At 49.2% G+C, this 13,063-nt stretch carries 11 protein-coding genes; all 11 read right to left on the bottom strand.

The window, feature by feature from the left end; translation table 11 throughout:
• Positions 1 to 150 precede the first annotated feature (150 nt).
• The 11 genes from N4310_RS04415 to N4310_RS04365 all read right to left on the bottom strand — a co-directional run bounded on the left by N4310_RS04415 (position 151) and on the right by N4310_RS04365 (position 12,928).
• Positions 151 to 759 carry a hypothetical protein gene (locus N4310_RS04415; protein WP_262092212.1) on the bottom strand — a complete coding sequence of 203 codons (609 nt, stop codon included), beginning with the start codon at positions 757 to 759 and terminating at the stop codon, positions 151 to 153.
• Positions 756 to 1,592, bottom strand: coding sequence for a pur operon repressor (gene purR / locus N4310_RS04410; RefSeq protein ID WP_160332798.1), 837 nt, complete (start codon positions 1,590 to 1,592; stop codon positions 756 to 758). Before purR ends, N4310_RS04415 begins: the two co-directional genes overlap by 4 nt.
• A gap of 75 nt (positions 1,593 to 1,667) precedes the next feature.
• On the bottom strand, positions 1,668 to 2,612 hold the full coding sequence (locus N4310_RS04405; protein WP_179925958.1) for a 3'-5' exoribonuclease YhaM family protein: 945 nt from the start codon (positions 2,610 to 2,612) through the stop codon (positions 1,668 to 1,670).
• Positions 2,602 to 3,852, bottom strand: coding sequence for a DNA recombination protein RmuC (locus N4310_RS04400; RefSeq protein ID WP_262092210.1), 1,251 nt, complete (start codon positions 3,850 to 3,852; stop codon positions 2,602 to 2,604). The genes N4310_RS04405 and N4310_RS04400 overlap by 11 nt, the downstream gene beginning before the upstream one ends.
• 2 nt (positions 3,853 to 3,854) lie before the next feature.
• Positions 3,855 to 4,490: a thiamine diphosphokinase gene (locus tag N4310_RS04395; protein WP_262092209.1), complete on the bottom strand. Its 636-nt coding sequence runs from the start codon at positions 4,488 to 4,490 to the stop codon at positions 3,855 to 3,857.
• A complete protein-coding gene (gene rpe / locus N4310_RS04390) occupies positions 4,483 to 5,148 on the bottom strand; it encodes a ribulose-phosphate 3-epimerase (protein WP_179925961.1) in 666 nt (221 codons plus the stop codon). The genes N4310_RS04395 and rpe overlap by 8 nt, the downstream gene beginning before the upstream one ends.
• The gene (gene rsgA, locus N4310_RS04385; protein WP_179923572.1) at positions 5,145 to 6,014 is read right to left on the bottom strand and encodes a ribosome small subunit-dependent GTPase A; all 870 of its coding nucleotides are present in this window, start codon (positions 6,012 to 6,014) and stop codon (positions 5,145 to 5,147) included. The genes rpe and rsgA overlap by 4 nt, the downstream gene beginning before the upstream one ends.
• Positions 6,015 to 6,022: 8 nt before the next feature.
• Positions 6,023 to 6,895 (bottom strand): 16S rRNA (adenine(1518)-N(6)/adenine(1519)-N(6))-dimethyltransferase RsmA, encoded by an 873-nt coding sequence (gene rsmA / locus N4310_RS04380; protein ID WP_179923573.1) that lies wholly within the window; start codon positions 6,893 to 6,895, stop codon positions 6,023 to 6,025.
• A gap of 147 nt (positions 6,896 to 7,042) precedes the next feature.
• A complete protein-coding gene (locus N4310_RS04375) occupies positions 7,043 to 7,279 on the bottom strand; it encodes a GlsB/YeaQ/YmgE family stress response membrane protein (RefSeq protein WP_160332805.1) in 237 nt (78 codons plus the stop codon).
• Positions 7,280 to 7,288: 9 nt separating this feature from the next.
• Positions 7,289 to 8,521, bottom strand: coding sequence for an aminopeptidase (locus N4310_RS04370; RefSeq protein WP_262092208.1), 1,233 nt, complete (start codon positions 8,519 to 8,521; stop codon positions 7,289 to 7,291).
• 27 nt (positions 8,522 to 8,548) lie between these two features.
• Positions 8,549 to 12,928 carry a PolC-type DNA polymerase III gene (locus N4310_RS04365; protein ID WP_262092207.1) on the bottom strand — a complete coding sequence of 1,460 codons (4,380 nt, stop codon included), beginning with the start codon at positions 12,926 to 12,928 and terminating at the stop codon, positions 8,549 to 8,551.
• Between the last annotated feature and the right edge of the window lie 135 nt (positions 12,929 to 13,063).

Genomic DNA, 13,063 nt, shown 5'->3' with positions numbered 1-13,063 from the left:
GAAAATCAAAAACTTCTAGAAACATTGATCTATCAGGGTTTCTAGAAGTTTTTTTAGTTATCTATGAATAATTCGGGGGAATGATTCTTTTAGGAAAAAAGCAAAAGAAAATCAGCTCCTCTGTTGCCAAAAGCGCTGATTCCTTTTCTCTTATTCCGTAGGTACGGACGGTTCCACAGGAGTTACTGGGACCGTTTCTGTCACAACCGGTTGAGTCGGTTGTTCAATGTATTCTGGTGCTGGTATTACCGGTTGTTCCACGTAGGTCGTTACCTGACTAGAGGCCGGTGTTACAGGTGCGGCCGGCGCTGGTGCAACCGGTGCTCCAGATGAAACAGGTGCAGCTGGTTCAGCAGCGCTCTCCTGAGAGCTTGATGCAGAAGCAGCCGTCAAGGCATCAAAATCCAAACCAAGGGCGTTAGCAACAGCTTTCAAGCGATCTAGAAGTTCATTTTTCTGATCCCCATCTGCTAACGCTTCAACCTTTTCTTTTGCAGATCGTAGGTTGGCTTCATTCTGCTCTTTTTCGGCTTTTTTAACCGCTTCTTCGGCTTCCTCAAGAGCCTTCTCTTCTTTCGATTGGCTGCTAGAGGAACTGGAAGATTGAGACGGTGCTGTAATCGTTGTTTTGGCCTGCTGACTCCGTTGCATACTGCGGGCCATGACTAGCCCCATCATCAAGACCACCATCAAAAGGGCTAGGATAAAAATTCGCACCCAAATTGAACTTTGATCAATCCTATCTAAAAACTGCTTCACTCTGTAACCTCATTCATACTTTCTGTAAAAATATTTCCAAGCTCTACGTCGACCTGCATAGCATCTACGTCAATCTTGGTCACCCGCAAGAGGGAACGGTAATCAAAAGCTTCCCGCTTCTCCTGAGCATTATCCGCAAAAACGGCAACTCCAGCCAAACTGGAATCAAATTCATCCAACAGGCTGATCATCCCTCGGATGGTTCCCCCACCCTTGAGGAAGTCGTCCACAATCAAGACGCGACTACCAGCTGGCAGGCTCCGTTTGGATAGGAACATTTTTTCAATCCGAGAGCTGGAGCCAGAGGCATAATTGACACTAACCGTAGAGCCCTCTGTAATTTTCAAATCACGACGCACAATCACAAAAGGAACATTCAAGACATTGGCAACTGCATTGGCCAAGGGAACTCCCTTGGTCGCTACCGTCATAACCGCATCAATCGGCTCATCCTGGAAGGTCTTGGCAATAATCCGGCCAATACTCTTTAACAAGATTGGATTGCTCAACAAGTCGGAAAGGTAAATATAGCCACCGGGCAGAATCCGATTGCTTGCAGAGAGTTGCTGCCGCAGCTCTTCCCCGATTTGTAGACTTTCTTCTTGAGAGATAGAGGGTTTGAAGATGACTCCGCCACCGGCACCAGTAATGGTCTCGATATGGCCCACCTCCATCTCCTCAAAGGCCCGTTTGATAATTACGATGTCTTCGGAGATAGAAGACTTAGCCGTTTGATACTTGGAGGCAAATGTATTAAGACCCGTTAATTCATAGGGGTGGTTGATCAGATAATTGGAAATAACCACCATCCGCTCACTTCTTCTTAATTTCATTTTCCCTAACCTGTTTTCTATTTTTTACAATTATATCACACAAATTGAAAAAACGTTCGGCTTTTTTGAAAGTAGCTAGTTATTCAATTGCGGTTTGTAGAAATTTCGATTGTCAAGGGCGAAAATCCGGGCGGTCATTTCTCCGGGTCCGACTTTTTCCAAAGCACTGGTCATCATCATCATACCCGCATCCATATTGTCAATCATGTGGATCATCTCCGCTTCCATAAGCTGGGGACGAACAGGGCTACCATATTCCAAGAGGCCATGGTGGCTCAACACAACGTGGCGCAGAACAATCACGTCCTCCTTCTCATCGTCAATGCCCAACTCTACCAAAACCTTGGTAATCTCTTCATCAATCAAGGCAATATGGCCAATTAAATTCCCACGAATGGTATATTCTGTCTGGTCAGGACCGCTTAACTCAATGACTTTGGCTAAGTCATGAAGCAAAATGCCTGCAATCATTAAACTCAAATTCAACTGCGGATAAATTTGGGCAATAGCTTGGGCCAGGCGGACCATGGTCGCGGTATGAAAGGCCAAACCGGTTTCAAAGGCATGATGGTTGGTCTTAGCCGCTGGATAGCTATAAAAGGCCTGGTCATGTTTTTGGAAGAGAGCACGGACAACCCGCTGCCAGACTGGATTCTCAATTTGGAAAATCGATTCGGAAATATACTCCCGCAATTGATTCGGGTCAACTGGCGGTTCCTCCTTATAAAGACTCGGGTCTGTTGGCTCCCCAGCTCGAGCCAAACGCATGGCCAACTGGTTGACTTGTGGGGTGTTGTTGTAAACCTCCCGTCGTCCACGCATAAAAACCACGCGCCCAGCTTGAAACTCTTCGACATTTTTCTCTTGGGCATCCCAGAGCTTGCCCTCAATTTCTCCCGTATTGTCTTGGAAGGTAAAGGCCAAATAATTTTTCCCCGCTCGGGTTTGCCGCAAATCTGCTTTTTTAATCAGGTAGAACCCTTCAAAGAGCTCATCCTTTTTCATGTGATTAATCTTCATCCTCTATCTCCTCCGTCCACATCAGTAACTGGTTTAAATCCAGTTCCTCCTGAACTTCAATCTGGTGTAAGCTCCGCTCAATGGCCCGCGTCCGTACACCAATCAACTGTTCCAAACTGCCACTGGCAGTCCGCAATTGCTCCTGGGTTTTATCCAAGACCCGTCCAAAATTTTGGAATTCCTTTTTGACGGCTGACAGGACCAAACTAATATCCTCTGCATTCTTCTGGAGATGCAAGGTTTTGAAACCAACAGCTAGAGAGTTAAGCAAGGCTGCCAGCGTTGACGGACCTGCTAGAACCACCTTCTCTTCCTTGCGCAGCTGGTCCATGAATTGGGGTTCCCGCACCAGCTCTGCGTAGAGGGCTTCGGTTGGTAAAAACAAAATTCCAAAATCCGTTGTCCGTGGCGGTGCCAGGTACTTGTTATGAATATCTCGGGCAAAGCCCCTAACTGCTCGCAACAGGTCCTTACGAGCCACTGCCACCGCATCCTTATCACCCTCTTCAAAGGCTGCTTCCAAACGGTAGTAGGACTCCAGCGGAAACTTGGCATCAATGGGCAGATAGATTGCTTCCCCAGCCTGGCCGGGAAACTTGATAGCATATTCCACCCGGTTCCGCGATTCAGGCACCAGGGCGAACTCCTTCTCATACTGATGGGGCGCTAAAATATCTTCTAGAATCTGACCCAACTGGATTTCTCCGAGAATCCCCCGGCTCTTACTGCCCGACAGAATCTTGTTAAGATTGCCAACATCCTGGGCGACTGTTCGCATTTCCCCCAAACCCTTATTGACACTTTCCAATTGCTGGGACACGGTTTCAAAAGAAGCCCGCAAACGGCTTTGGAGGGTTGTTTCTAATTTCTCCTCCACCGTTTGGCGCATGGCTTCGAGCCGGGCTTCGTTAGATTCCTGCAAGCGCCGTATGCCCTGCTCGGTCTGCTCACGACTTTGAGACAAACTGCTCCGCACCTCGGCCCGCAAAACTTGCATCTCTTCTTGGATGGCTGCCTGTTGGCTGACCAGACGATCACTCAGCTGGAGTTCCAACTTTCCTTCTCGTAGCTGGGCATCCTTGGCCAATTCTGAAAAACGGAAGTCGAGTTGGTCCGACATCCGGTCCATGTGGTTCTCCCACTCCCGTCTTTCTTCCTCACGTCCTCCCCGCAGCCACTGATAAAGCTGATAGGCCAAGAAGAGATTGGCTGCTCCCAAAAGAATCAGAATGATTTCCATAACTACTCCCTATCCCGTGAATAGATGATGATCACATAGCCCTTTTCAACCTTCACAGCAATCGGACGGTCAAGGAACTCATTGGATCCATAAATTTTTTTAAAAAAATAATTCGAAGCATTCAGTGCATACTTAGCTCCTTCAATCTCAAGCGAGGTTGCTGGTTCTGGCATGAAGGAAATATAGTCATAACCCGGCTCTGGTTCCAGCTGCTGCCAGCCTGGACCTCGGTAAACCACTTGATTTTCCGCATCCACTAGGCGCACTCGCTCCAAAAGCGGAATAAATTCTGATTGGCTGGGCCAGAATAAATTGGCTAAGCTATGGTCCAAACGTCCACCCAAGGCCCCATAGACCACCACATCCCCTTGGGGAAAATGCTCCAGCACAATCCGCAAGGCCACTTCTAAATCGGTATCGTTCTTCTCTGCAGGCAACTCCACCCAGTGCTTGGCAGCTACAAAAATCTGCTCTCGCTGCTCCGCTGTCACGGAATCAAAATCCCCAACAGCCCAATCCAAGGGGAGCCCCGCCTCCAGCAAGGCCACACAACCGCGATCCACCCCAATCGTCACTTGATCTTCAAGTGGTAAGGAGAGCCCCAAGGGCCCTCCTGCAACAATCATAATCTTAGTCATTCACAGTTAACACTTGACGGAGCTTGTCCATCCCCTCTTCAAGACCACCATTAAACAAGTAGCTACCCGCTACAAAAACATTAGCTCCTGCTTGAGCTACCAGTTCAATGGTCTGATCGTCAATCCCACCATCCACTTCGATGTCGAAGTCCAAGCCCTTGGCCTGACGTAGGTCCGCCAATTGACGAATCTTATCCAGGGTTTCTGGTAGGAAGGCTTGGCCCCCAAAACCAGGATTCACCGTCATCACCAAGACCTGATCTACCAAGCCCAACACATGTTCAATAGCAGCAACCGGGGTTCCAGGATTAATCACAACACTGGCCTTCATCCCCATTTGGCGGATACGCTGCAAGGCTCCATGAATATGCGGTGTCGCTTCCACATGAATGCTGATAATATCAGCGCCGGCACGCGCAAACTCTTCCAAATGATCCTCCGGATTGCTGACCATGAGATGGCAATCAAACACCAATTGGCTATGGCGGCGCAAGCTAGCAACAACACCAGCTCCAAAACTAATGTTGGGAACAAAGTGCCCATCCATAATATCAATATGCACGTATTCGGCTCCACTCGCCTCGATCCGTTTCATATCGGTTTCAAAATTCGCGTAGTCTGCACTAAGAATCGATGGGGCAATATAGAATTTTCTCATTTTTTTCCTCCCTTTTTGTAGGTCACCCGGCGTTGCTCCACTTCACTGAGGAGCTGCAAATAGTTTTCATAACGGAAGGCCGCAATCGCGCCTTCCTCCACGGCTGGCTGGACAGCACAAGCCGGTTCGTGGCGATGGGTACAGGTCCGGAATTTGCAGTCATGGCTGAACCTGCGAATTTCCGGAAAAGCATTATTGAGATCTTCGGCCTGATTGATTTCATAATCAAGCGAAGAGAAGCCTGGGGTATCCGCAATTTTACCACCGAAGACATCGTAAAGGGTTACGGCCCGCGTCGTGTGACGTCCCCGGCCAAGACTCGAGGAAATTTCTCCAGTCTCCAGCTCCAAGTCTGGAGCCAAACGGTTGAGCAAGGTTGACTTGCCAACCCCCGTCTGGCCCATAAAGACGGTCAACTGGTCCTGCAAGAGAGGCTCCAGTTCCTCCAACTGGTAAACCATGGGATAGCCAATACTGGTATAGACTTCCTGGATTGCCAGTAATTCTCCCAAATCTTCCAACAAATCGGTTTTGGTCAAATAGATAATAGGCTTAATCCCCTTGTGTTCCAATAGGACTAAAAAGCGATCCAAGAGATTGAGATTCAAATCCGGTTCCCGGACAGAAACCAGGATCACCGCCTGATCAATATTGACAATCGGAGGCCGAACGAGCTCATTCTTCCGCTCCGAAATGGCTAAAATATAACCCTCTGATTGCTGGTCTGCGGAAAACTCGACCCAGTCTCCGACATAGGGAGTCTGGCCTTTTTTCCGGAAATTTCCTCGGGCCCGAGTCTGGTAGACCTGCCCGTCTGCTTCCACATAGTAGAAGCCAGCCAAGGCTTTAATAATGCGTCCTTGCAAATTCTTTCTTATCCTTTCTCTGCCTCAAGGGCTCGCGCTAGGCTGGCAAATTCTGCCAAGCCCAGTGTTTCTCCTCTAACGCTTGGTGCAATGCCTGCCACTTCCAAGGAGCGTGTTAGCCAGTCCTTGGTTTCTGGATCCTTGCCAAAGTAGGCTTGCAAATTATTCCAGAGGGTCTTACGGCGATGGTGGAAACTGGCCTTGACCAGTTTAAAGTAAAAGTCCTCGTCAGCGACTTCCACGGCCGGTTGAGGGAGGCGTGTCATTTTTAAAATCGCACTATCCACGTTCGGCGCAGGTACAAACACGGTCCGTGGTACGATAAAGGCCACCTTGGCTTCCATATAGTACTGGACGGCGACCGATAGGGAGCCGTAGTCCTTGGTCCCGGGCTGCGCCGAGATGCGATCCGCCACTTCTTTTTGCATCATGACAATAAATTCCGCAAAGGGAATACCACTTTCTAGAAGATGCATCAGAATTGGCGTTGTGATGTAATACGGCAGGTTAGCTACTACCTTAATCGGCAGGTCGGGGTTGCGGAAGCGGCTGATTTGCTCGGCCAAATTGACCTTGAGAATGTCGGCCTGAACCACTTGGACATTGTCAAAAGCGCTCAAGGTTTCCCCCAAAATCGGAATCAGGCGTTCATCAATCTCAAAAGCCATGACTTCTGCAGCCTGCTCGGCTAAAAATTCCGTCAGAGCCCCAATTCCTGGACCAATCTCAATCACATTGACTTCGCGACTCAATTCCGCGCTATCTACGATTTTCTGCAAAATATTGGTATCCGTTAAAAAATTCTGCCCAAACGACTTCTTAAAAGTAAAGCCATGGCGTTCCAATACAGCACGTGTTACGCTATAATCTGCAATCCTCATATCTATATCCCATCTGAATCTTTTACTACTATTATACCCTATTCTTGAGCCCAAACCAAACAGAGTTCGGCTGATTCTCTTCTTTCATTAAAAACAAAAAATAACCGTTACCCCAAAAACAGGTAAACGGTCATTTCAAAATCGAATTTATCGGAAATCGTTGCGTCTCACAAAGAGCACCAAGACGATGCAGGCTCCCAAGATGGCGGGGATAAAGGGCAGCCCCCACAAGCGGGGACCCCAGCTCCCAAACAGGAGCTGGCCTAGCCAAGACCCAACCCAACCGACCAAGATATTGCCCATACAGCCCATCCGATCTTCACGGTCGGTCAAGGCTGTCGCAATCAGTCCAGTTAAAAAGCCAGTTATAATCGATACAAGCATCGGAACCTCCTAGATAGCCCATTCTCCCTGACGGAAGATTGGCACCCGACTACCATCTGGACGAATACCATCAATGTCCATCTCACCGGAACCAATCATAAAATCTACATGGACATCCGATTGGTTGAGACCAGCTTCCTGGCGTTCCTCAACGGTCATTTCAGTTCCACCCTCCACACTAAAGGCATAGGCAGAGCCGATCGCTAAGTGGTTAGAGGCATTCTCATCAAAGAGCGTATTGTAGAAGATAATCCCTGATTGTGAAATCGGGCTTTGGTGAGGGACCAAGGCCACTTCTCCCAAGGATCTTGCTCCACGGTTCTCAAAGACCAGTTTTTCCAAGGTTTCTTGACCCCGGCTAGCTTCAACCTGGGTAATCTGACCGTCTTGGAAATGGACCTTGATTCCTTCAATGATGGTTCCATTGTAGCTAAGCGGTTTGGTGCTGGTTACATAGCCATCTGCCCGGCGATAGTCTGGTGCCGAGAAAACTTCTTCTGTCGGCATGTTGGCCAAGAAATAATCGCCTGCTTCATTCCGACTGCCCGCACTTTCCCAATGATGGTTTTCTGGTAGTCCTAGAACCAAGTCTGTTCCAGGTGCTTGGTAGTGAAGGGCTGTGAATTGTTCCGCATTTAAAATAGCTGCCTTGGATTCCAAGCGTTCCTCATGATCAATCCAAGCTTGGATTGGGTCTGCCTCATAAACCCGACAAGTCTTGAAGATTTGATCCCAAAGCGCTTCTAAAGCTGCTTCCGGAGCTAGATCTGGGAAGACCTTCTCAGCCCAGGCTTGACCAGCAGCCGCAGCCACCAACCAGGAAACCTTATTGGATTGAGTAGCCTCACGTAGTGGAGCTAGGGCCTGACTAGCAGCTTTCACAACCATGGCCATCCGATCTCCCGGAACACCAGCCAGACCGTCTGGATCAATGGAGCGAAGAGCTAAGCGACTAACCCGATTTTCAATTTGATAGTTCATGCGGGCGATCACATAATCCGGAATCTCTGTTAAAAACTTCTCCTCCGCATGGAGCAATTCTTCTTTTTCGATGGCTTGATCAGTCCATTGCACCATTACATGACCGGCACCTTGGGCATAAGCTTCTGCGACTAGCAAGCGAGTGAAGGCAACCTGCTCCACTTCCGCATTAATCAACAGAATTTGCCCTTTTTGCACATTTAAACCGCGCTTGATTAAGAGATGAGCATATTTTTTCAAAAGATTTTCGAAATTTTCCATGTATTTCTCCTTTTCTGATTTTCAATTCTAAAATAATTCGTCAAAGAGACTGAGTTGGTTATCTTCCGGCATATTGCCCAAGATGCCCATTTCATTCATCTTATCAACAAGGGTTGAAGAGAGACCGCCCCGTTTGCGGAGCTCTGTCTTACTGAGGAACTCCCCTTCTTCACGCGCCGCCACCAGCTGCTTAGCAACGTTCTCGCCCAGACCTTCCAAGGCCACAAACGGTGGGATCAACTGGTCCCCATCAATGAGGAACTCGGTCGCCTGGCTGCGGTAAAGATCCAACTTGCCAAACACAAAACCGCGTTCCAACATCTCATTAACCAGCTCGAGAGTTGTATAGAGATCGTTTTCCACATTGGTAGCCTGGTTGTTTTTGCGTTTTTCACGAATATCTTCCATCCGTGCCTTAACAGCCTCTAAGCCACCAGACATGGTTTTGAGTTCAAAGGCCTTGGCCCGGATGGAGAAGTAGGCACAGTAATAATAGATGGGATGGTGAACCTTGAAGTAGGCCACCCGGAGGGCCATCATAACATAGGCAGCCGCGTGGGCTTTGGGGAACATGTATTTGATTTTTCCACAGGACTCGATATACCACTCCGGCACATTGTTTTCCTTCATAGCCTCAATGTAACCATTGCGTTCCTCCTCGGAAATTTTCAACCACAGTCCCTTCCGCACACGCTCCATAATGGTAAAGGCCATCTTGGGATCCAGCCCCTTATGCATGAGGTAAACCATGATGTCGTCCCGACAACCGATAACCGTGGATAGGTCAGCAATGCCCTGGCGAATCAGGTCTTGAGCATTGCCCAACCAAACATCCGTTCCATGGGACAAGCCTGATAGCTGCAGCAACTCCGCAAAGGTTGTCGGATGGGTCTCATCCACCATCCCCCGAACAAAGTTGGTTCCAAATTCCGGAATTCCCAACATCCCCGTCGCCGTCCCAATCTGCTCCTCTGTCACACCGAGAATCTCGGTTCCCGAGAAGAGGGCCATCACTCCCGGATCATCAGCTGGGATTTCCTGCGGATCAATGCCCGATAAATCCTGCAACTTCCGAATCATGGTCGGATCATCATGTCCCAAGATATCCAGCTTCAAGACGTTTTCATCAATATCGTGGAAGTTGAAGTGGGTCGTCTGCCATTCCGCCGTCACATCATCTGCCGGATACTGGACAGGCGTGAAATCATAGACATCCATATAGTTGGGAATCACGACAATCCCCCCTGGGTGCTGACCCGTTGTTCGCTTGACCCCTGAAGCTCCCATCGCCAAGCGCTCAATTTCGGCTTCCGAATACATTTTTTGGTAGTCTCGTTCATAACCTTTGACAAAACCAAAAGCGGTCTTATCTGCCACGGTACCAACGGTTCCAGCCCGAAAGGCATATTCCGCTCCAAAGATATCTCGGACATCCAAGTGGGCACTTGGCTGGTCATCCCCTGAGAAGTTCAAGTCGATATCGGGAACCTTATCCCCGTCAAAGCCCAAGAAGGTCTCAAAGGGGATATCTTGTCCATCCTTTTTCAGGAGCTGGCCACAGTTAGGACAGTCCTTGTTGGGCAGGTCAAAACCAGATCCAACCGAACCGTCCGTGATAAACTCACTATACTGACAGCCTGGACAGTAATAGTGGGGCGATAGAGGATTAACCTCGGTAATCCCAATCATCGTGGCTACAAAAGAAGAGCCGACAGATCCCCGAGAACCAACCAAGTAGCCCCGCTCATTGGACCGTTGCACCAACATTTGCGAGCTCAAGTAGATCACGGCAAAGCCATTTCCCAAGATCGAGGTCAGTTCCTTCTCAATCCGTAAATCGACTAGGTCCGGGAGCGGATTCCCATACATTTCGAAGGCCTTCTCATAGGTTAGGCGGGCTACCTCTTCCTCTGCCCCTTCAATATAAGGCGTATAAAGATCATCCTTAACAACTTCCACCGCATCAAATTGTCGACTGAAGTTCTGAGTATTGGTCACCACAATCTCATAAGCCAGATCCTGACCTAGAAAGGCAAACTCATCTAACATCTCATTGGTCGTTCGGAAATGAGCCTGGGGTAGGGGAGCCGGCTCCGCCTTCTCCCCATAGCCAATCGGCCGGTTAATCATGGCTCCTTGCCCCAAACTCCGGACAATAATCTCCCGATAAATAGCATCCTCTGGCTCCAGATAGTGGACATTGCCGGTCGCAAGCACCGGCTTCCCAGCCCGGCGACCGACTTCAATCAACTGCTTAATCAGGTTTTGAATCTCTTCTTCACTCTGCACCTGCTCCTGGGCCAACAACGGCGCATAAAGGGCGGGCGGCATCACTTCAATAAAGTCATACTGGGCCGCTACTTCTACCGCCTTGTCCAGCCCCTTACTAAGCAAGGTCTCAAAGACCTCCCCCTCCTGACAGGCCGACCCCATCAGCAGGCCTTCGCGATAATCTTCCAAAACCGACTTGGGAATCCGGGACACACCTGAGAAATACTGGGTGTTGGACAGAGAAACCAGTTGGAAAAGATTTTTCAGACCAACTTGGTTTTGGACATACAAGGTCGCATGTTTAACCCGGGCCTTTTGATAGGAGGACGGATTGATGACCTGCTGGTTCAGTTGGTTCAGATTGGTCACCCCAAATTTTTCTGCCACATCCTTGATAAAGATAAACAGGAGCCGACCGGTCGCTTCCGCATCGTAGTTGGCCATGTGGTGGTGCTCCAAGGCAACCTGAAAGCGCTTGGTCAGAGGCCCCAAACCGTGACGTTTGTATTCCGGATAAAGATTGCGGGCAAATTCCAGCGTATCAATCACAGGCTGGCTAATAATCGGTAAACCATATCGCTCATAGTTGACATTCATAAAGCCCACGTCAAAGGTGGCATTGTGGGCAACCAACACTGCATCGCCACAGAAATCCTGGAACTCCCGCAGCACCTGCTCCAGCGGTTTTGAACCCCGCACATGGTCATTGGTAATTCCCGTCAGACTAGTTGTAAAGGCCGACAGTGGATGCCCCGGATCGATAAACTCATCAAACTCCGCAATCACATTTCCCTTGTACATTTTAGAAGCCGCTACCTGGATCAGGTCATTATAGACCGCCGACAGTCCCGTGGTCTCCACGTCAAAGACTACATAGGTCGCATCTGACAGGTCTATATCCTGCTCATGATAGACAATCGGCACACGGTCCTCAACCAGATTCGCCTCCATCCCATAAATCAGACGCAGACCGGCCTTTTTGGCCGCCTTATACCCATGTGGAAAACTCTGCACATTGCCGTGGTCCGTAATGGCCAAGGCCTCATGGCCCCAGCGACTCGCTGTCGCCACCAATTCCTCAACCTCTGGCAGGGCATCCATAGTCGACATATTGGTGTGCGCGTGGAATTCCACCCGCTTTTCCCCCTCTGGCATCAAATCCTTGCGGGGATGATGGCTAATCTCCTTCACCTGTTGAACATTCATGGTCAGAGACTGCGTGTATTGATTGAGTTCAACATTCCCCCGGACCCTGAGCCAGGAGTTTTTGCGAATCATGTCAAATTTTTTCGCTTCCTCTTCATTTTTGACCCATTTTTGCAAGGCAAAACTGGACGTATAATCCGTCATCTTAAAGGAAATCAAAACACGACCCGTCCGCATAACCCGGTGCTCCAAGGCGAAAACATAACCCTCAAAGGTCAGTCCCCGTTCCTCCCCTTGCACCTCGATCATTGGCGTAATCTTGGACTTGTCCAGAACCTCGGTCGATGCGGACCGTTGCCCATACTCAAAAGCCGGTGCAGGAGCCGGAGCTTCCTTGGGAAGGGACTCTTCCAATGACGCCAAAGACTCCTGAGCCGCCAAAAGCGCTTGCGCCCGCTCCTCTTCAAAGAAGCTCCGCTCCACCTCCGACAAGGACTCCTCCACCTGAAGCTGACAAGCCAACTTGCCCAGACCAAAGTCCTCGAGAGCCTCCTCCAGACAGGGTAGGTACTTCTTGGTGAAATGGTCCATATCCAAATTGGCCGCTCCTTTCAGGTAGAGCGTCTGACCCTCCAGAACCACCTCGAGAGCCTGGAACAAGGACTTAAAACCTTGACTTGAACAAGGTCCCTCTGCAAAAGCCTCCCGGTAATAGACCTCAACCAAGTTCGGCTCCAAAACTACCTCACGCGCCCGAATCCGAAAACGAGCCTGATTCCCAGTTTTGGAAAACTCCTCTGTCAACTGCTGCTTGAGAACCCGATAAGCCGCAATTGGCAAAACCTGGTCAAAGACAAAGGTGAAATCCCAAATCCGACTTTTTTCATGTAGGATTACCGAATCTAGCTCCGCCCCCTGAAACAGAGGAGACTGCAAAAACTCCCCCGGCAAAGCTATCTGATTCATTAAAAGCTGAAATGTATTCTCCATGAACCCTCCTGTATCCTTCTATTTTAACATAGAGCCCGAAGGAGAACAAAAGGGTGTGTCAAGGAATCATTCCCGTTGCTTATTCTTTTTGAAAATAATGTCAGGATCCTGACTCCTCCTCATCAATTTCATAAA

This window comes from Streptococcus danieliae, from assembly GCF_025447695.1.
In the GTDB taxonomy this organism is placed as follows: Bacteria; Bacillota; Bacilli; order Lactobacillales; family Streptococcaceae; genus Streptococcus; species Streptococcus danieliae.
The sequence above is the reverse complement of the archived record's forward strand: the minus strand, read 5'-3'. Positions and strand labels throughout refer to the sequence as shown.